General features: G+C 63.1%; 17 protein-coding genes. 12 read left to right on the top strand and 5 right to left on the bottom strand.

The features are described from left to right. Positions 1-321 precede the first annotated feature (321 nt). Positions 322-666, bottom strand: a complete 345-nt coding sequence (locus tag IVA88_RS08060) for a DUF1236 domain-containing protein (RefSeq protein ID WP_247496745.1) — start codon at positions 664-666, stop codon at positions 322-324. A 139-nt stretch (positions 667-805) separates the two neighbouring features. On the opposite strand from IVA88_RS08060, the gene IVA88_RS08055 reads away from it, so the two are divergent. The 4 genes from IVA88_RS08055 to IVA88_RS08040 all read left to right on the top strand — a co-directional run bounded on the left by IVA88_RS08055 (position 806) and on the right by IVA88_RS08040 (position 4,394). Then, positions 806-1,039 (top strand): hypothetical protein, encoded by a 234-nt coding sequence (locus IVA88_RS08055; RefSeq protein ID WP_247496744.1) that lies wholly within the window; start codon positions 806-808, stop codon positions 1,037-1,039. Between the two features lie 440 nt (positions 1,040-1,479). Continuing rightward, positions 1,480-2,478: a TRAP transporter substrate-binding protein gene (locus tag IVA88_RS08050; RefSeq protein WP_247496743.1), complete on the top strand. Its 999-nt coding sequence runs from the start codon at positions 1,480-1,482 to the stop codon at positions 2,476-2,478. A gap of 84 nt (positions 2,479-2,562) precedes the next feature. Continuing rightward, entirely contained in the window at positions 2,563-3,078 is a 516-nt protein-coding gene (locus IVA88_RS08045) for a TRAP transporter small permease (RefSeq protein ID WP_247496742.1), read from the top strand. Further along, on the top strand, positions 3,075-4,394 hold the full coding sequence (locus IVA88_RS08040) for a TRAP transporter large permease (protein ID WP_247496741.1): 1,320 nt from the start codon (positions 3,075-3,077) through the stop codon (positions 4,392-4,394). Before IVA88_RS08045 ends, IVA88_RS08040 begins: the two co-directional genes overlap by 4 nt. 49 nt (positions 4,395-4,443) lie before the next feature. On the opposite strand, the gene IVA88_RS08035 is transcribed toward IVA88_RS08040, so the two are convergent. After that, the gene (locus IVA88_RS08035; protein WP_247496740.1) at positions 4,444-5,718 is read right to left on the bottom strand and encodes a serine hydrolase domain-containing protein; all 1,275 of its coding nucleotides are present in this window, start codon (positions 5,716-5,718) and stop codon (positions 4,444-4,446) included. Positions 5,719-5,893: 175 nt separating this feature from the next. Here IVA88_RS08035 and IVA88_RS08030 point away from each other — a divergent pair, with 175 nt between their 5' ends. Continuing rightward, positions 5,894-6,811: an intradiol ring-cleavage dioxygenase gene (locus IVA88_RS08030; protein ID WP_247496739.1), complete on the top strand. Its 918-nt coding sequence runs from the start codon at positions 5,894-5,896 to the stop codon at positions 6,809-6,811. Between the two features lie 21 nt (positions 6,812-6,832). On the opposite strand, the gene IVA88_RS08025 is transcribed toward IVA88_RS08030, so the two are convergent. Next, positions 6,833-7,726, bottom strand: a complete 894-nt coding sequence (locus tag IVA88_RS08025) for a LysR substrate-binding domain-containing protein (RefSeq protein ID WP_247496738.1) — start codon at positions 7,724-7,726, stop codon at positions 6,833-6,835. A 103-nt stretch (positions 7,727-7,829) separates the two neighbouring features. Here IVA88_RS08025 and IVA88_RS08020 point away from each other — a divergent pair, with 103 nt between their 5' ends. Beyond that, positions 7,830-8,699: an NmrA/HSCARG family protein gene (locus IVA88_RS08020; RefSeq protein ID WP_247496737.1), complete on the top strand. Its 870-nt coding sequence runs from the start codon at positions 7,830-7,832 to the stop codon at positions 8,697-8,699. 51 nt (positions 8,700-8,750) lie between these two features. On the opposite strand, the gene IVA88_RS08015 is transcribed toward IVA88_RS08020, so the two are convergent. Both IVA88_RS08015 and IVA88_RS08010 read right to left on the bottom strand, forming a co-directional pair. Continuing rightward, entirely contained in the window at positions 8,751-10,487 is a 1,737-nt protein-coding gene (locus tag IVA88_RS08015) for a bifunctional protein-serine/threonine kinase/phosphatase (RefSeq protein WP_247496935.1), read from the bottom strand. 60 nt (positions 10,488-10,547) lie between these two features. Continuing rightward, on the bottom strand, positions 10,548-11,387 hold the full coding sequence (locus IVA88_RS08010; RefSeq protein ID WP_247496736.1) for a formate/nitrite transporter family protein: 840 nt from the start codon (positions 11,385-11,387) through the stop codon (positions 10,548-10,550). Positions 11,388-12,057: 670 nt separating this feature from the next. Here IVA88_RS08010 and IVA88_RS08005 point away from each other — a divergent pair. The 6 genes from IVA88_RS08005 to IVA88_RS07980 all read left to right on the top strand — a co-directional run bounded on the left by IVA88_RS08005 (position 12,058) and on the right by IVA88_RS07980 (position 18,635). Beyond that, entirely contained in the window at positions 12,058-13,377 is a 1,320-nt protein-coding gene (locus IVA88_RS08005; RefSeq protein WP_247496735.1) for a CmpA/NrtA family ABC transporter substrate-binding protein, read from the top strand. 59 nt (positions 13,378-13,436) lie between these two features. Beyond that, the gene (gene ntrB / locus IVA88_RS08000; RefSeq protein ID WP_247496734.1) at positions 13,437-14,333 is read left to right on the top strand and encodes a nitrate ABC transporter permease; all 897 of its coding nucleotides are present in this window, start codon (positions 13,437-13,439) and stop codon (positions 14,331-14,333) included. An 11-nt stretch (positions 14,334-14,344) separates the two neighbouring features. Next, the gene (locus tag IVA88_RS07995; protein WP_247496733.1) at positions 14,345-15,139 is read left to right on the top strand and encodes an ABC transporter ATP-binding protein; all 795 of its coding nucleotides are present in this window, start codon (positions 14,345-14,347) and stop codon (positions 15,137-15,139) included. Between the two features lie 337 nt (positions 15,140-15,476). Then, a complete protein-coding gene (locus tag IVA88_RS07990; RefSeq protein WP_247496732.1) occupies positions 15,477-16,856 on the top strand; it encodes an MFS transporter in 1,380 nt (459 codons plus the stop codon). Between the two features lie 122 nt (positions 16,857-16,978). Then, a complete protein-coding gene (locus IVA88_RS07985; RefSeq protein WP_247496731.1) occupies positions 16,979-17,407 on the top strand; it encodes a globin family protein in 429 nt (142 codons plus the stop codon). Between the two features lie 10 nt (positions 17,408-17,417). Beyond that, complete coding sequence (locus IVA88_RS07980; protein WP_346657566.1) at positions 17,418-18,635, top strand: FAD-dependent oxidoreductase; 1,218 nt, start codon at positions 17,418-17,420, stop codon at positions 18,633-18,635. Positions 18,636-18,650: the final 15 nt, after the last annotated feature.

Here is an 18,650-nt window from a genome sequence, read left to right as displayed (position 1 = left end):
GTGAGCTTTGACAAACGCAGGCGTCCCGGTTCCAGCGCAGCGGCGCCGGATTATGATTTTGGGGAGACCATACGGGCGGGACTTACGCTGCGCCATGATTTTCAGATCCGGCGAGCCGTCCAGGAGCAAGATGTTGCAGGGGCAAGATGTTGCAGCGCAGTGCCTGGTTACGCCTCAGCTCATGCTAACGGCGGTCAGTAACAGACACACGGCGTAGACAGCCGCCAGGCTGAGCCCGGCGATCCGGGCCTCTCGATGCGATTTCATGTGCAGAACTCCGGGTAGGGCGGCCGCCTCTCGGCGGTCGCCCTTCAGCCTTGATCAATCGATTTCCTGCACGACGGTGCGCGAACCGGGGTCGACGAGCATCACGCGATCGCCGGAATAGACGTAGCGATATTTCGTCAGCGACGGACCCCAGTCCGCGGGAACGGGTGCGAGTTCGACGTCGCTCGGCACTGCCGCACCGACAACAATCTTCTCCTTCGTCGTGACCGGGCGGACGCGATGCTCGGTGATGTAGGATTTGATCTTGGTTCGGTACTGCGGCTCGATCTGAACAGCAGCCGCGTGGCCGGTCCCGGTCGTGGTCACCACGGTGGACTGCGCGAAGGCGCCGGTCGAAATCAAGACCGCCGCGGCGGAAACCAGCAATAGCTTTTTCATCTTGTTCTCCTCGTTGGAATAAGCGCTCCAACAACATCCCATCCTCGACGACGTTCCCTCCGGAACCGGAACAAATTGCCACTTCTTCCCGTTTAGAATTCGATCGGGCTGGAATGCCCGGCAATTGGAGGAGGATCGTATGAAGCTGAGAATAGCAACCGCAGCACTGATGGTTGCTGCATTGTCCCTGCCGGCGTTCGCGGCCGACGAGTTCTACGTCGTGCAGGACGTCAAGACCAAGAAGTGCAGCATCGTCGACAAGAAGCCGACGGACACGTCCATGACCGTCGTCAGCCCGTCAGGCACGATCTACAAGTCGCGCACCGAGGCTGAAAGCGGCATGAAGACCGTGAAGGTCTGCACGTCCAACTGAGGAGGATGACACAATGCCAGTTCTGATTCTGTGGGCCGTACCGGCCGTTCTGGTGATCGGTGGCGGCATCTATTTGATTGGCCATCTGCACTAGCCTGCAGTGGAAGACGAGCGGGTCTGTGATTGGCCATCTGCACTAGCCTGCAGTGGAAGACGAGCGGGTCTGTGCGTGACGCGCACAGGTCCGCAAGTCTTCGCCGACGAGCAAGTCTTCCGTCTCCGAGACTGGGGGCCGCCCATGTGACCTGCCGCGCGCCAGCAGGAGCGCGAGTTGCAGTGCAGCAGGTCGTGCAGGAGTACCTGCGACGAAGAATACCTCCGGCGCACGCGAAAAGACTTCCGTCCCACCGACGTTTTCCATACGCTTCCCTCTCGCAGCCGCATGCCGGCTGCGCTCACGGCCCGGCTACAGGGCCGGAGCATCAAAGGGAGGGGAGACGATGAAGCGAAGATCATTTCTCGCTGGGCTCGGTGCGACCACGGCGGCGGCTGCGATTGGAATGCCGTCGATCCTCAGGGCGCAGACACCCGTCACGCTGAACGGCGCGGTCCAGTTCAACGACGACCACGCCTTCAACCGGGCACTGCTCCGGTTCGAAGAGCTGGTGAAGAAGTATTACGGCAAGCCCGTCAACTTCACGCTGCACAGGAACTCTTCGCTCGGTCTCGAAAAACAGTATTTCGAGTACATGTCGCAGGGCAAAGCGGTCGATTACGGCATCGTCTCGCCGGCCCACATGTCGACCTTTGCCAAGGCGGCCCCGTTCATCGACGCGCCCTTCGTGTTCAAGGGCATCGATCACATGAACAAGGTCGTTGAAGCCAATATCCTGGCGCCGATCGCCGACGAGGTTGCGGCCAAGGCCGAGGTCGTTCTGATCGGCTATTCCGGCGGCGGCATCCGCAATATTTTCGCCAACAAGCCGCTCAAGAATCTCGCCGACCTCAAGGGCCTCAAGGTGCGCGTGCAAGGCGCGCCGATCTGGTCGAAGACCTTTGCGGCCGTCGGCATGAGCCCGACGGTGATCGCCTATAACGAAATCTACAACGCGATCCAGAACGGCGTGATATCGGCCGGCGAGAACGAGGCGGCCGGCGTCGAGGCGATGAAGTTCTACGAAGTGGCCCCGCATCTCAACCTGACCCAGCACGCCGTGTCGATCCGGCCGATCTGCTTCTCGGTGAAGACGCTGAAGACCTTGCCCAAGGACTTGCAGGACGCGATCATGAAGGCCGGCAAGGAGGCCGGCGACTATGGCCGACAACTGGAGTCGAGCGAGGAGGTCGTCAAGCTCGACACGCTCGAGAAGGCCGGCAAGCTCAAGCGGGTCCCGTTCGAGGAGCGAGATGCCATGAAGAAGCTCGCCGACCCCGTGATGGCCACCTACGCCAAGGAAATCGGCGCGGAAGGCATTTTCGAGAAGATCAACGTCGTCTGAGAACTGTCGCTGCCCACGCGACAGGACGTCGGGGCAAGCCGGACGGCTTGCCCCATTCCGTGATTGTGATCCCCCGGAGCCGTGATGACTGAAATGTCGATGCCGCCGAACCCGTCGCCATGGCACCGAGCAACGGCGGCCTATGCAAAACTGCTGGAGATCCTGCTCGCCGCCTGTGTCGGCATTCTGGTCGTTCCGGTCACGTTGCAGATCATCTCGCGCTACACGCCTTTGATTCCATCCTACATCTGGACCGAGGAGATGGCGCGGTTCATGTTCATCTGGACGATCATGATCGGCGCCATGGTCGGCATCAGAGAGTCGCAGCATTTTGAAGTCGACGTCTGGCCTGAGCTGTCACGCCGAAGCGAAGCCATGGTGCGGATTCTCGCGCGGCTCGGCGTGCTGGCGCTGGCACTGGTGTTCGTATCCGCCGGCATCGAGTTCACCCGCTTTGCCTGGAACAGAACATCGGAGCTGGCCGATTTGCCGCTTTGGCTGATTCACGTCGCCTGGCCGGTCGCCGGCGTGACCTGGATCGTGTTCGCCGGTGAACAGATTGTCGACGAGATGCGGATTCTGGTTGGGGCAAATCGATGAGCGGCAATATTCTTTCTGCCGGACAGGCCGCGATGGTCCTGTTCGGTACTTTCGTTGGCCTGCTCATCATACGCGTGCCGGTTGCCTTCGCGCTTGGCCTTGCCTGCGTGCCGATTCTGCTGATCGAGCCGCATCTGTCGCTGATGACGCTCGCGCAGGAAACCTTCAACGCCTACAATTCATTCATCCTGCTGGCGGTGCCGTTCTTCCTGCTCACCGCGAACTTGATGAGCATCGGCGGCATCACCGACCGCCTGGTCGCGTTGTCGCGCTCGATGGTCGGGCACTGGCCGGGATCGCTGGCGCAGATCAACGTCGTACTCTCGGTGTTCTTTGCCGGCATCTCCGGCTCCTCCACTGCGGACGCGGCGAGCCAGTCCAAGATATTCATCGATGCCCAGACCAAGGAGGGTTACGACCTCTCGTTCTCCATCGCTATCACCGCGGTTTCGGCCGTGCTCGCCGTCATCATCCCGCCCTCGATTCTGATGATCGTGTGGGGCGGGCTGATCTCGACCTCGATCGCCGCGATGTATCTCGCGGGCATCGTGCCGGGATTGCTGATCGCGGGAGCACAGATGGCGACCGTGCATGTCTACGCGACGCGCCGCGGTTATCCGACATATCCGAAGGCAAGCTGGGTGGAGATGCGCTGCGCCATCTGGCGATCGATACCGGCGCTGATGACGCCATTCATCATCGTTGGCGGCATTCTGCTGGGATGGTTCACCGCCACCGAATCCGCCTGCGTCGCAGTGCTTTATTCTGTAGCGCTGTCGACATTCTTTTACCGTGAAACCGGCGCGCGCGAACTCTACAGGGCACTGCTCGACACCGGGCGTCTGGCCGGGGTCGCGCTGTTCTGCGTGGGCACCGCGAGCGCGTTCGGCTGGCTGTTGGCTTATTACAGGATCCCGCAGGAACTGCTGGCCAACGTCTCGACCTGGGGCATGGGCGCGATCGGGGCCGGCTTCTTCATCGCCTTCTGCTTTCTGGTGGTGGGCTGTTTCCTCGACGCCATTCCGGCGATCATCATCGTCGGTACCGTTCTCGAACCGCTGGCGAAATCGGTCGACCTTCATCCGGTGCAGTTTGCGATCATCTCGATCGTCTCGCTGGCCTTCGGGTTGGTGACGCCCCCTTATGGCCTGTGCTTGATGATCGCGTGCTCGATCGCCGGGGTGCGGCTGCGCTATGCGCTGAAGGACACGGTGATCATGCTGATTCCCATGCTGCTCGTGCTGGCGGCACTCATCGTTTGGCCAAGCGTGTCGCTGTTCCTGCCGCGGTTGATCGTGCCGGAGATGTTGAAATGAGCGGGGCTCGATCCCGCGGCTCTGATGCCGCGGGATCAGTGCATTTTGTCTAGAGATTGCTCTCGGTGATCGCCGCGTAGACCATGCTGCGCAGCTCGCGCCGGAGCGGGTAGGCGCTGGACGGCAGCACCTGCGTCATGAAGATGGTGATCAGCTCTTCGGCCGGATCGATCCAGAACGACGTCGTGGCCGCGCCGCCCCAATTATACTCGCCGGGGCTGCCGGCGACCAGTGTCTCGGCCGGGCGCATGGTCACGGCGAAGCCGAGGCCGAAGCCGATGCCGTTGTAGGCGGCTTCCGCAAACAGCGAGCGCGACACCTCCGGCAGCGCGCGTCCACCCGGAATGTGATTGGCCGTCATCAGCGCCAGCGTCTTCGGCCCGATCAGCCTGACACCGCCGAGCTCGCCGCCGTTGAGCAGCGCACGGCAGAAGGTGAGATAGTCGGCCGCCGTCGAGCACAGCCCGCCGCCGCCCGAGATGAAGGAGGGCGGCGACAGGAACGAGCTCTTGGTTGGATCGTCCTGGAGCGTCAGGCCCTCGCGGCGCTGGCCGGCATGGAAGGTCATGCCGCCGCCCGGATCGGCCGAGTAGCAGGCGGCGAACCGGTGCGCCTTGGAAGCCGGCACGTGGAAGTCGGTGTCGGCCATGCCGAGCGGATCGAGGATGCGTGTCTTGAGGAACTGCTCGAACGGCATGCCCGAGATCTTGCCCACGAGATAACCGAGCACGTCGGTCGAGACCGAGTAGTTCCAGGCCTCGCCCGGTGAGAACTCCAGCGGGATCTTTGCCAGGCTCTCGATCATGGTCTGGAGCGTGCCTGCCTTCTCGACCTCGCCGATCTTTTCAGTGCGGTAGGCGGCATCGACATTGGAGCGCTGCTGGAAGCCGTAAGTCAGCCCGGAGGTGTGGCGCAGGAGGTCGACGATCAGCATCGGCCGCGACGGCGGCCGGGTCAGGAAGGAGGGCGCGGTGCCGGCGACGAACACGCCGAGATCCTTCCATTCCGGGATGTACTTGGCGACGGGCTCGTCGATCGCGACGAGGCCCTGCTCGACCAACATCATGAAGGCGACGCTGGTGAGGGGCTTGGTCATGGAATAGATGCGGTAGATAGTGTCGTCCTTGACCGGCAGCTTGCGCTCGACGTCGGCAAAACCCTGCACCGAGCTGTGGGCGATCTTGCCACGGCGATAGACCAGGAGATGCGTGCCCGGGAAGCGGCCGGCATCGATGTACCGGCTCTTCAGATGCGCATCGACGCGCTCGAGCGCGGCCGTGGACATGCCGACTGATTCGGGCGAGGCGGGGGTGGGGGCGAGCATCAGTTCCTCCGGACAGCTTTTCTTGGAAGGTTGATAGCCGAAATGGCGGCCCCATTCCAAGCGTGTCGTGCTTAACGCCGGCCGGCCGACTGGTGTAGACTCCGCCTTGGAACACCTCCAGGAAGGCCCTGGAAGGAGCCCCTTGGGGCAATGAGAAAACGCAGGCAAACGCACCATGACCCAGTTCAACGAGACCGAGCTCACCGAAGCCGTCGTCAAGAGCTTCGACAATACGCCAAACCCGCGCGCAAAATTCCTGCTCCAGGAATTGGTGAAGTCGCTGCACGATTACGTGAGCAAGACCGGTCTCACCTTCGAAGAATGGGAATACGCCATCGATTTCCTGAGCCGCACCGGCCAGAAATGCACTGACACTCGCCAAGAGTTCATCCTCTTGTCCGACGTGCTTGGCGTCTCCATGCTGGTCGACGCGGTCAATCACCGCGAGCGCGAGGGCGCCACCCAGACTACCGTGCTCGGGCCGTTCTATGTCGGCGAGCACAAGGTGACGGCGCACGGCACCGACATCTCTCCGAACAATCAAGCCGGCGAACGGATGTTCGTGCAGAGCCGCGTCACGGATCTCAACGGCAAGCCGCTCGCGAATGTCCCCGTCGATGTCTGGCATGCCGACGATGACGGTTTCTACGATTCACAGAAGCCGAACTATGACGAGGTCGGCGCCTCGGCGCGGGCGCGCTTCATCACGGATAGCGACGGCCGCTTTTTCTTTCGCACCATTTTGCCGTGCAGCTACCCGATCCCGACCGATGGCCCGGTCGGCGAGATGATCATGCAGACCAAGCGTCATCCGATGCGCCCCGCGCACGTGCACTTCCTGGTCAATGCGAAGGGCTACGAGCCGCTGATCACCCATGTCTTCATGGATGGCGACAAATATCTGGATTCCGACGTGGTGTTCGGTGTGAAGGACGACCTCGTCGCCAAGGTCGAGCCGCGCAACGATCCGGCAATGCCCGATGGCACCAAGGCGAACGGGCAGTGGCACCTGATGAGCTACGAATTCCACCTCAAGCCGGGCGGCGGCATGGCGCCGAAGCCGCTGGGGACGAAGGCGGATGAGCCGGCCTGACGGTCAGGCGCGAGCAGCCTTTCATCTCCCGATAAAGGCCGCCAGCTCGTCAGGCGTCCCCATCGGAAAGGCTTCTTTCATAAAGTCGAGGAAGGCGGATACGCGCGCGCTCAGGAGCCGGCGCGATGGATAGAGCGTCCACAACGCGATCTCCGGTCCGTCGATGTCGCCCCAATGCACCAGCGTGCCGGCAGCCAGGTCGTGACTGACCAGTGACACCGGAAGGCGTGCGGCGCCGACGCCCGCCCGGACTGCATCGCGGACCATGACGAGCGATGACAGGCGAAGGACTGGATCAACGGCGATGCGCGATGTTCCGCTTGGCAACGTCACTTCCCAGCTTGTCAGCTGGTCGCCCGCTCCGCGCATGACAGCCGGCACCTTGATACCGTCCCTCGGTCGTTCCAGGTCCGGGCTCGCCACGACCACCAGCCGATCGCGCAGAAAGATTCGTCCGACAAGGCTGTCATCTGGATCGGGATTGACCCGGATCACCAGATCATACCCCTCCTCGACCATGTCGACGGAGCGATCTTCTGTCGTGACCTCAAGACGGACCTCCGGATATCTGAGCGCGAACCCGGCCGCGAGTTTCCCCATCGCAGTCTGAGAGAACAGCAAAGGCGCGCTGATCCGCATTCCGCCGCGCGGGCTGTCCCCACCCGAAGCGATCGCTGCCGCCGTCTCGTCGAGCTCGGTGAGCAATGCCCCCGTCCGCTCGTAAAGGGCACGTCCTTCCTGGGTGAGTTTCAGGGTGCGGGCGCCGCGCTCGAACAAGCGCAGATCGAGCGCGGCTTCCAGCTCCGCGACCCTGCGGGAGAGGGTGGCTTTCGGGCGCCCGGCGGCCCGTGCGGCGCGTCCGAACCCGCCGTGCCGGGCGACGAGATTGAAATCGGCGAGTGCGAGCAGGTCCATCGTTCCACCAGTGAGACGGTCTGTCTAGATATAGCGTCTATCGGTTTAAATGTGGATCACTAATTTCCCTTGTGTCTTCTGACCCCAACCCGGAGTGATCCCCATGACCATCCTCGTTACCGGCGCGACCGGCACCATCGGCCGCAATGTCGTCGAACAGCTCGTCAAGCGCGGCGCCGATGTCCGCGCTCTCGCCCGCGATCCCGCAAAGGCAAACCTCCCGGCGGGCGTCACCGTCGTGCAGGGCGACCTGCTCGACGTCGACTCGCTGCGCGGCGCGTTCAAGGGCGTCTCGACCCTGTTTCTGCTCAACGCAGTGGTGTCCGATGAATTCACGCAGGCCCTGATCGCGCTCAACGTGGCCCGCGAGGCCGGCGTCGAGCGCGTCGTCTACCTCTCGGTCATCCACAGCGATCGTTACGTGAACGTCCCGCATTTCGCCGGCAAGTTCGGCGTCGAGCGGATGATCGAGCAGATGGGCTTCAACGCCACCATCCTGCGCCCCGCCTACTTCATGAACAACGATCTCACAATCAAGGACGTGGTGACCGGATACGGCATTTATCCGATGCCCATCGGGAGCAGAGGGCTCGCCATGATCGATGCGCGCGACATCGGCGAGATCGCGGCCCTCGAGCTCATCCGTCGTGAGCGCGCCGCAGCGCCGCTTGCGCTGGACCGCATCAATCTCGTCGGTCCCGAATTGCTGACCGGCGCGAAAGTCGCCGCCGTCTGGTCAGAGGTGCTGGGTCGCACGATCGCCTATCCCGGTGACGATATCGCGGGCTTCGAGAAGAATCTCCGGCAGTTCATGCCGAGCTGGATGGCCTACGACATGCGGCTGATGAGCGAGCGTTTCCTCACCGAGGGAATGGTCCCCGAGGCCGGCGACGTCGAGCGGCTGACCGCGCTGCTCGGCCGTCCCCTGCGCTCCTATCGCGACTTCGTCTCCGAGATCGCGGCCTCTGCCTGACGGCACGGGCACGTCCATCACGTGGTGACCCTTGCGTGGCTACACCCTTGATCAGCGCGCGTGCAAAATCGCGAGCAGGACCACGACGGCGCAGGCGAGTGCCGCCGTGGTCAATTTCCAGAACATCAGGGGACTGCGCTCCAGCAGGGGCGTGATCCGCGTGTCGAGATAGGCCGGATTGGGCGAGCGAAGTTCGAAGACGAATTCGGAGAGGTCCTCGTGCCGCTTGTAGGGATCCGGATGAAGCGCACGTCTGAGCGCGCCATCGACCCACGCAGGCACGTTGCGGTCGTCGTCGGCCGGGCGATATCTGAGCCTCCGCACGTCCGCCTTGCGCCGGATCCTGGCGATTTGGCTGCCATAGGGAAGCTTTCCCGTCAGCATTTGGTAGCAGATCACGGCGAGCGAAAACATGTCGGAGCGCGGCGAGCCGCCTTGCCCCAGAAAATATTCCGGCGCCGTGTACTGGACCGTTCCCAGAATTTCGTCGGTTTCCTCCTGCGGCGCGGCCTCCGCGACGCCCGCTACCCTGACCGATCCAAAGTCGATGATCTTCGCGGTGCCGGTCTTGTCGATCAGGATGTTGTCGGGCCTGAGGTCCTGATGCAGCATTTCCATGCGGTGGAAGGCGCGCAGGCCCGCCGCGATCTGCTCGATCAGGCCGCGAACGGTTTCGAGATCGGGGCGTGGATTGTCCGTCATCCATTGCCGCAAGGTCTGTCCTTCGACGAATTCGGTCGCGACGTAGAGATAGCTGCGCGGTTTCGACTGTGACAGCGGCTTGAGCACGTGCGGGCTGTCGATCCGGCGCGCGATCCACTCCTCCATCAGGAAGCGCTTGAGATAGGCGGCATTGTCGCGCAGATCGATCGACGGCAGCTTCAGCGCGACCGGCTCGTCGGTCACTGCGTCGACGGCAAGGTAGATGTGACTGCGGCTGCTGCCGTGGATTTCGCGGACGATCCTGTAGCCGTCGAAGATGGCCCGCGGCTCCGGCAGCGGCGGGAGCGGCAGCTGTGACGTTTGATTGAAGATGCCGGCCGGCTCACGCTGCGGCACCGCGTCGATGCGCAAGATCTGGACTGTGATGTTGTCGTCGCTGCCGCGCCGGTAGGCTTCATCGACGATCGCCTTCGCCGCCCCGTCGAGCTCGGTTGCATGCTCGCCGAGCGCGCTCGTGATGAAGCGCGCGTCGACGAATTCATAGGCGCCGTCGGTCGCCAGCAGGAACGTGTCGCCGGCCTCGATCTCGAAACTCTGGTAGTCGATTTCGAGCTGCGGATTGATGCCGAGCGCGCGGCCGAGATAGGTCTGCTCTGAGGACACGATGATGCGGTGATCATCGGTCAGCTGCTCGAGCGCCTTGCCGGCGACACGATAGACGCGACAGTCGCCGACATGGAAGATGTGCGCGGTGGTCGCCTTGATGACTATGGCGGTGAGGGTGCAGACATAGCCCTTGTCGCGGTCATAGGCATATTGGCTCTTGCGCGTTTGTGCGTGCAGCCAGGAATTGGTGGCGTCCAGCACGCGGCGGGCGGAGGTCTTCACCGTCCAGGATTCCGACGTGCAGTAATAATCCATCAGGAAGCTCTTGACCGCCGACTCGCTGGCGATCTGGCTCACCGTGCTGCTCGAGATGCCGTCGGCGAGGACGGCCGCAATGCCCTTCAGGCTGAGCATCGGCTCGTCCGGAACGAGGACGCCGTGAAAGTCCTGGTTGATGGGTTTGCGACCCTTGTCGGAATGCTGGCCGACCGAAATCTGAAGTCCGCGGGTCATCGTCATCACCGGCAAAGGGGAGCCTCACCCTGATCGGGTGAGGCTCCTCTGTCGAGAGGTGCCTGCTCAGGCCGCGACGCGGGGGGGCGTGCTCTTGCCGGCCTGGCGCTTCGGCTGGGTCATGACGTGCGTGGCATAGAGGGTCATGCCGGTGAAGGCGAGGCCGCCGACGAGATTGCCGAGCACGGTCGGGATCTCGTTCCAGATCAGATAATCCATGATCGAGAACTTCGCGTGCAGCATCAGGCCCGACGGGAACAGGAACATGTTCACGACGGAATGCTCGAACACCATGTAGAAGAACACCAGGATCGGCATCCACATCGCGATCACCTTGCCCGGGACCGAGGTCGAGATCATGGCGCCGACGACGCCGGTCGAAACCATCCAGTTGCAGAGCATTCCCCGCAGGAACAGGGTCGCCATGCCGGCGGCGCCATGCGCGGCATAGCCGAGCGTTCGGCCCTCGCCGATGTTTCCGATGGCGGCGCCAACCTTGTCGGGGTCTTGCGTGAAGCCGAAGGTCGTGACGAAGGCCATCATGAAGGCCACGGTGAAGGCGCCGGCGAAATTGCCGACGAAGACGAGACCCCAATTGCGCAGCACGCCGCCAAGCGTGACGCCGGGACGCTTGTCGATCAGGGCCAGCGGCGAGAGCACGAACACGCCGGTCAGGAGGTCGAAGCCCAGGAGATAGAGCATGACGAAGCCGACCGGGAACAGCAGTGCGCCGACCAGGGGCTGGCCCGTGTTCACGTTGATCGTGACGGCGAACCATGCCGCCAGCGCCAGGATGGCGCCGGCCATGTAGGCACGGATGATGGTATCCCGGGTGGACATGAAAACTTTGGACTCGCCCGCATCCACCATTTTGGTGACGAATTCCGAAGGCGCGAGATACGACATCAATGGTTCCTTTTGCTTCGTAAGAGAGATCACGCCCTCCTGTGAGGGCGATTGAACGTCACTGGCCGTGCGGGCTGGCCTGCCGCGCACGAGGCGATGGAGAGTTGGAAGCCTTGGGAATCGCGCCACGACGACGAGCCGAGAATTGCCGCGAAGCAGTTGAGCTTCCGGGATGCAGCCGCCAGCGCCTGCATCAGTGCGGCTAAGCCGCAGTCTTCGTTGACGCCTACGGAAATGCAAGTTACGTGCCGCTCGGGGTGGTTTTAAAAACGTAGCAAGATCAAATAGATGTCGCCTTCGCTGGTCTGAGTTTTGCGAGGTTCGCGGCCGTTCGGTTAGGCGACTGCACAAGCTTTGTGCGTCGCACAAATAATGAGCAATACGCGAATTTGGCGTGCGCAACGCGCCTGCGACAGACTGGCGCGGTAGCTGTAACCGATTGAATGTATGCCATTTTTATCGATGGCTGGCTTGGCATGAAGCTTGAATAGTTCCAGGCTGACGCCATTGAAGCCGTCCCGCGAGACTTCTCATCCGAATTGCCGACGCCGCCAGACGGGGGTCTCCCGTTGCGCGTTCGCATGCGCTGCTTCAGGCATCGCCGGACGGACGGGCTGCTCGTGTGCACTGACGCAATCATTCTGCAACGACGCAAAGGACGATACCGCCTATGACCAAGCGCACCCGCCGGCCGTCGGACACTGGCCTCAGCCGCCGTCAATTATTGAAGGCCGCCGGCTCGACCGCCGCCCTCCTGGCCGCCGCAAAACTGAATTTCCCCGCCGGCGCCTTCGCGCAGGACGCCGGCCCGGAGGTCAAGGGCGCCAAGCTCGGCTTCATCGCGCTGAGCGATGCCGGCCCCTTGTTCGTCGCCAAGGACAAGGGCCTGTTCGCCAAATACGGCATGCCCGACACCGACGTGCAGAAGCAGGCCTCCTGGGGCACCACGCGGGACAATCTCGTGCTCGGCTCCGAAGGCAACGGCATCGACGGTGCGCATATCCTGACCCCGATGCCGTATCTGATCTCGGCCGGCAAGGTGACGCAGAACAACCAGCCGACGCCGATGTACATCCTGGCGCGGCTCAATCTGGACAGCCAGTGTATCTCCGTCGCGAACGAATATGCCGACCTGAAGCTCGGCGTCGACGCCACGCCTTTCAAGGCGGCGCTGGAGAAGAAGAAGGCCTCGGGCAAGGCCGTGAAGGCCGCGATGACCTTCCCCGGCGGCACCCACGACCTCTGGCTCCGTTACTGGCTCGCCGCCGGCGGGATCGATCCCGACAAGGACATCGAGACCATCGTGGTGCCCCCGCCGCAGATGGTGGCCAACATGAAGGTCGGTACCATGGACGCCTTCTGCGTCGGCGAGCCCTGGAACCTGCAACTGATCCATCAGAACATCGGCTATACCGCGATCAATACCGGGGAGCTCTGGAACAAGCATCCGGAGAAGTCGTTCGGCATGCGCGCCGCGTTCGTCGACAAATATCCGAAGGCCGCCAAGGCGCTGCTGATGGCGGTGATGGAAGCCCAGCAATGGGCCGACAAGGCCGAGAACAAGGCCGAGCTCGCCGCCATCATGGGCAAGCGGCAGTGGATGAACTGCCCCGTCGAGGACGTCCTCGACCGCACCGCCGGTAAGTTCGACTACGGCATTGCCGGCAAGGTCGTCGAGAACTCACCGCACATCATGAAGTACTGGCGCGACCAGGCCTCCTATCCGTTCCAGAGCCACGATCTCTGGTTCCTCACCGAGGACATCCGCTGGGGCAAGTACGAGGCGAACTTCGACACCAAGGCGTTGATCGCCAAGGTCAATCGTGAGGACATGTGGCGCGATGCGGCCAAGACGCTCGGTGTTGCCGCCGCCGACATCCCGGCCTCCACCTCGCGCGGCAAGGAGACCTTCTTCGACGGCAAGGTGTTCGATCCCGAAAATCCGGCGGCCTATCTGAAGTCACTCGCGATCAAGCGCGTCGAAGTCTGATGGAGCAGCGGCCGCCCCAGGGCGGCCGCATCGTCTTTTGAAGCCGGAGAGATATTGCGATGAACATGCCTGCCACCAAGATTGAGGTTGAGACCGCGGCGCCTGCTTCTGTCGCCGCGCCTGTTGTCGCGATGACGCCGAAGCGGCCGCCGCGCACCGAGGCCTACGCACGCATGGCGCGGGAGACCGCCGTGCGCGTGATCCCGCCGCTGGTCGTGGTCGCGCTGCTGGCGCTGATCTGGGAGCTGGTCTGCCGCCGCGCCGGCTCGGCCCTGCCGCCGCCGTCAAAGGTCTTCAAGGACACCAAGGAGTTGATCTTCGATCCCTTCTTCGACCATGGCGGCATCGACAAGGGTCTGTTCTGGCATCTCTCCGCCAGCCTCCAGCGCGTCGCCTTCGGCTATTCGCTCTCGGCGATTGCCGGTATCGCGCTCGGCGTGCTGGTCGGCCAGTCGGTCTGGGCCATGCGCGGGCTCGATCCGCTGTTCCAGGTCTTGCGCACGATCCCGCCGCTCGCCTGGTTGCCGCTGTCGCTCGCCGCGTTCCGCGACGGCCAGCCCTCGGCGATCTTCGTTATCTTCATCACTTCGGTCTGGCCGATCATCATCAACACCGCGGTCGGCGTCCGCAACATCCCGCAGGACTACCGCAACGTCGCGGCCGTGGTGCAGCTCAATCCGCTCGAGTTCTTCTCCAAGATCATGATCCCGGCCGCGGCGCCCTACATCTTCACGGGGCTTCGCATCGGCATCGGCCTGTCCTGGCTCGCCATCGTTGCGGCCGAGATGCTGATCGGCGGTGTCGGGATCGGCTTCTTCATCTGGGACGCCTGGAATTCCTCGCACATCAGCGAGATCATCCTGGCGCTGTTCTATGTCGGCATCATCGGTTTCGTGCTCGACCGCCTGATCGCGGGCGCCGGCAAGATCGTCACCCGCGGCACCGCGCCGAACTAGAGGGGAAGCACATGACCGCTTATCTGAAGCTCGACCACATCGACAAGATTTTTACCCGCGGCAATGCCTCCACGGAGGTGCTGAAGGATATCAGTCTCACCATCGAGAAGGGCGAATACGTCTCGATCATCGGCCATTCCGGTTGCGGCAAGTCGACCCTGCTCAACATCATCGCGGGATTGACCGTCGCCACCACCGGCGGCGTGCTCCTGGAGAACCGCGAGGTGAACTCTCCGGGTCCGGATCGCGCGGTGGTGTTCCAGAACCACAGCCTGTTGCCGTGGCTGACCGTGTACGAGAACGTCAGGCTCGGCGTCGACAAGGTCTTCGCCAAAACCAAGAAGCGGGCGGAACGCGACGCCTGGGTGATGCACAATCTCAACCTCGTGCAGATGGCTCATGCCAAGGACAAGCGGCCATCGGAGATCTCCGGCGGCATGAAGCAGCGCGTCGGCATCGCCCGCGCGCTCGCGATGGAGCCGAAAGTGTTGCTGCTCGACGAGCCTTTCGGCGCGCTCGACGCGCTGACCCGCGCGCATTTGCAGGACTCGGTGATGGCGCTGCATCAGAAGCTCGGCAACACCATTTTGATGATCACCCATGATGTCGACGAGGCGGTGCTGCTGTCCGACCGCATCGTCATGATGACGAACGGGCCAAGCGCGCGCATCGGCGAGGTGCTGGAGGTGCCGCTGGCACGCCCGCGCAAGCGGCTCGAACTCGCGACCAACGCCACTTATCTAAAGTGCCGGCAGCGCGTGCTCGAATTTCTCTATGAGCGCCATCGCTTCGTCGAAGCCGCGTGAACGCGTCGTTAACACATGCGCGGCTCGCACAAATAACAGACATCAAGCTCAATCCTTGTGCGGCGCACAAGGATTGAGCGAATCGCAAAATTTGCGTGCGAATGGAGCCCTGCAAGAATTTCGGGCCGTTCGAATAAGTCTCTGAATTCCCTGTATTTCCCGAATGCGCGCGGTTGGCACGGAAATTGAAATACCAACTGCGACGCCAACGACGACGTCCCTCAACATCATCAATCAGCATCGTGAACTCGCCACCGGGGCTTGGCCTCGGCGCGCGCCTCCGTGGCCGGAGGCTGAGCCTGCAACGACGCAGCGGTGAGCCTGGAAGGGATACTCAATGACGAAGAATCCAAACTGGATTTCAGACTGGCGCCCCGAAGATGAGGCGTTCTGGAATGCGACCGGCAAGACTATCGCGCGGCGCAACCTGATCTGGTCGATCGTGGCCGAGCATATCGGCTTCTCGGTCTGGCTGATCTGGAGCATCGTCGCCACCAAGCTGCCGCAGGCGGGCTTCCACTACACCACCGACCAGCTGTTCCAGCTCGTCGCGGTGCCCGGACTGATCGGCGCGTTGATGCGCTTTCCATACACCTTCGCGGTGACGACCTTCGGTGGTCGCAACTGGACCATCTTCAGTGCGGCGATCCTGTTCATTCCGACGCTCTCGCTCGCCTATTTCGTGAGCCAGCCCGACACGCCGTTCTGGCTGATGCTGCTGATTGCCTCGACCGCCGGCCTCGGCGGCGGCAATTTTGCCTCCAGCATGACCAATATCTCCTTCTTCTTTCCTGACCGGATGAAGGGATGGGCGCTGGGCCTGAATGCCGCCGGCGGCAATATCGGTGTCTCCAGCGTGCAGCTGTTGACCCCGATCCTGATGACGCTCGCCGTCATCAACCTGTTCCAGGCAAGCCCCGTCGACGGCGTCTTCCTGCAAAACGCCGGCCTGATGTGGGTGCTGCCGATCGCGATCGCGGTGTTCGGCGCAGTGTTCTTCATGAACAATTTGACCACGGCCAAGTCGTCGATCAAGAACCAGCTCGCCGTGGTCAAGCGCAAGCACACCTGGATCATGGCGTATCTCTATATCGGCACGTTCGGCTCCTTCATCGGCTACTCGGCTGCATTTCCGCTGCTGATCAAGACCCAGTTCCCGCAAGTCACGATTGCGATCGCGTTCCTCGGGCCGCTGGTCGGCTCGCTGTCGCGGCCACTCGGCGGCTTGCTTGCCGACAAGATCGGCGGCTCGGTCATCACGTTCTGGAATTTCATCGTGATGGCGGGTGCCACGGTCGGCGTGCTCTACTTCGTCGGGCAGAAGGATTTCATCGGCTTTCTGTCGATGTTCCTGGTCCTGTTCGTGACGACGGGCATCGGCAACGGTTCGACCTACCGCATGATCCCCTCGATCTTCCGCGAGCAGAATTTGTTCAGGGTGCGCGGCAAGGGCGATGCGGAGCGCGCGGTCGCCTTGAAGACGGCGAGCATCGAGAGCGGTGCTGCGGTCGGCTTCATCGGCGCGGTCGGCGCCGTCGGCGGCTATCTGATCCCGACCGGGTTCGGCAAGTCGATCGCGCTGACCGGAGGGCCGCAGCTCGCGCTCATGATCTATCTCGGCTTCTACGCCTCCTGCCTCGCGCTAACCTGGTGGTTCTATTTGCGTCGCAGCCCGCAGGGTGAAGGCGCGTCAAGCCTCGCCGGCGCGCGCGTGTGACACTTGGCACGAATGTCGCTTCTCCCCGTACGCGGGGAGAAGTCTCGCTGATGACGTTTGACCCATGAACTTTCTCCGCAATGGCGCGGACAAAGGCAAACCGAAACAGGCAGGAGAACATCATGACGCCGGAACAGATCACGCTCGTCCAGCAGAGCTTTGCCAAGGTCGCGCCGATTTCCGCGCAGGCCGCGGTGCTGTTCTACGATCGCCTGTTCGAGGTGGCGCCGTCCGTGCGCGCTATGTTTCCCGAGGACATGACCGAGCAGCGCAAGAAGCTGATGGGCATGCTCGCCGCCGTCGTCGGTGGCCTGTCGAGCCTGGACTCGATTCTTCCCGCGGCCTCGGCACTTGCCAAACGTCACGTCGCCTATGGCGCCAAGGCCGAACACTACCCCGTGGTCGGCGCGACCTTGCTGTGGACCCTGGAGAAGGGGCTCGGCGAAGCCTGGACGCCGGAGCTCGCTACGGCCTGGACCGACGTCTACGGCGTGTTGTCCGGCTACATGATTTCCGAGGCCTACGGCGCACAGTCGCAGGCCGCTGAATAGGAGATGCATCGTGAGTGAACCGCTGGTCATCGTCGGTAACGGTATGGCGGCCGCGCGTCTGGTCGACGAGCTCGCCAAGACCGCGCTCGGCCGCTACGCGGTCGCCGTGATCGGCGAAGAGCCGCGGCTCGCTTATAACCGCGTTTTGCTCTCCTCCGTGCTTGCGGGGGAGACCGGCTCGCACGAGATCGAGCTGCGGCCTGCCGACTGGTGGCGCCATCGCGGCGTCACGGTGCGCTACGGCTATCGCGTTACCGAGATCGACACCGGCCGACGCGAGCTCAAGATCGAAGGCGAAGAGAGCATGGAATATTCCAAGCTCGTGCTCGCCGTCGGCTCGACGCCGCTGCGGCTCAACGTGCCGGGCGCCGATCTCGCTGGCGTGCACACCTTCCGCGACACCCGCGACGTCGATCTGCTGCTGACGCTCGCGGCCGCCAGGAAGCGCGTCGTCGTGGTCGGCGGCGGTCTGCTCGGACTCGAAGCGGCTTACGGCCTCGCCAAGGCCGGAGCGCCCGTGACGCTGCTGCACCTGATGGACCGGCTGATGGAGCGCCAGCTCGATGCGCCCGCCGCCGACCTGCTCAAGACGCTGGTCGAGCGCAAGGGCATTCGCATCCTGCTCAATGCATCCACGGCCCGCATCCATGGCGAGGGCCATGTCGAAGGGGTCGAGCTTGCCGACGGCAGTCGCATCGAGGCCGATGCCGTGATCTTCGCGGCCGGCATCAGGCCCAACGTTGCGCTCGCAAAGGACGCCGGCATCGCAGTCAACCGCGGCATCGTCGTCAACGACGAGATGCAGACGGCGTCACCCGATATCTACGCGCTCGGCGAATGCGCCGAGCATCGCGGCACCTGCTACGGCCTCGTCGAGCCCGCCTACGAGCAGGCGCGCGTGCTGGCGCGGCATCTCGCCGGCCGGTCTGCGGCCTATCATGGCAGCGTGGTCTCGACCAATCTGAAGGTGTCGGGCGTCAGCGTGTTCTCCGCCGGCGACTTCATCGGCGGGGAGGGCAGCGAGAGTCTCGTGCTCAGCGATCGCAGGCGCGGCACCTACAAGAAGCTCGTCATCGCCGAGGGCCGGCTCACCGGCGCCCTGTTGATCGGCGATACCGTCGATGCGCTCTGGTATCTCGAACTGATCCGCAACCGCGACAAGGTGGCGGCGATCCGCGCCGACATGATGTTCGGCCGCGCGCTCGCGCGTCCTTCCAAAGCGGCTTGATAGAGGCGGCTTGAT

The organism is Bradyrhizobium sp. 149, from assembly GCF_023073915.1.
Lineage (GTDB): Bacteria > Pseudomonadota > Alphaproteobacteria > Rhizobiales > Xanthobacteraceae > Bradyrhizobium.
Note: the sequence above shows the minus strand (reverse complement) of the source record. Positions and strands in the feature narration are given on the sequence as shown.

Coding starts and splice junctions, on each gene's coding strand:
- IVA88_RS08060 (WP_247496745.1), bottom strand. CDS start 666: ATGAAAAAGCTATTGCTGGTTTCCGCCGCGGCGGTCTTGATTTCGACC.
- IVA88_RS08055 (WP_247496744.1), top strand. CDS start 806: ATGAAGCTGAGAATAGCAACCGCAGCACTGATGGTTGCTGCATTGTCC.
- IVA88_RS08050 (WP_247496743.1), top strand. CDS start 1,480: ATGAAGCGAAGATCATTTCTCGCTGGGCTCGGTGCGACCACGGCGGCG.
- IVA88_RS08045 (WP_247496742.1), top strand. CDS start 2,563: ATGACTGAAATGTCGATGCCGCCGAACCCGTCGCCATGGCACCGAGCA.
- IVA88_RS08040 (WP_247496741.1), top strand. CDS start 3,075: ATGAGCGGCAATATTCTTTCTGCCGGACAGGCCGCGATGGTCCTGTTC.
- IVA88_RS08035 (WP_247496740.1), bottom strand. CDS start 5,718: ATGCTCGCCCCCACCCCCGCCTCGCCCGAATCAGTCGGCATGTCCACG.
- IVA88_RS08030 (WP_247496739.1), top strand. CDS start 5,894: ATGACCCAGTTCAACGAGACCGAGCTCACCGAAGCCGTCGTCAAGAGC.
- IVA88_RS08025 (WP_247496738.1), bottom strand. CDS start 7,726: ATGGACCTGCTCGCACTCGCCGATTTCAATCTCGTCGCCCGGCACGGC.
- IVA88_RS08020 (WP_247496737.1), top strand. CDS start 7,830: ATGACCATCCTCGTTACCGGCGCGACCGGCACCATCGGCCGCAATGTC.
- IVA88_RS08015 (WP_247496935.1), bottom strand. CDS start 10,487: ATGACGATGACCCGCGGACTTCAGATTTCGGTCGGCCAGCATTCCGAC.
- IVA88_RS08010 (WP_247496736.1), bottom strand. CDS start 11,387: ATGTCGTATCTCGCGCCTTCGGAATTCGTCACCAAAATGGTGGATGCG.
- IVA88_RS08005 (WP_247496735.1), top strand. CDS start 12,058: ATGACCAAGCGCACCCGCCGGCCGTCGGACACTGGCCTCAGCCGCCGT.
- ntrB (WP_247496734.1), top strand. CDS start 13,437: ATGAACATGCCTGCCACCAAGATTGAGGTTGAGACCGCGGCGCCTGCT.
- IVA88_RS07995 (WP_247496733.1), top strand. CDS start 14,345: ATGACCGCTTATCTGAAGCTCGACCACATCGACAAGATTTTTACCCGC.
- IVA88_RS07990 (WP_247496732.1), top strand. CDS start 15,477: ATGACGAAGAATCCAAACTGGATTTCAGACTGGCGCCCCGAAGATGAG.
- IVA88_RS07985 (WP_247496731.1), top strand. CDS start 16,979: ATGACGCCGGAACAGATCACGCTCGTCCAGCAGAGCTTTGCCAAGGTC.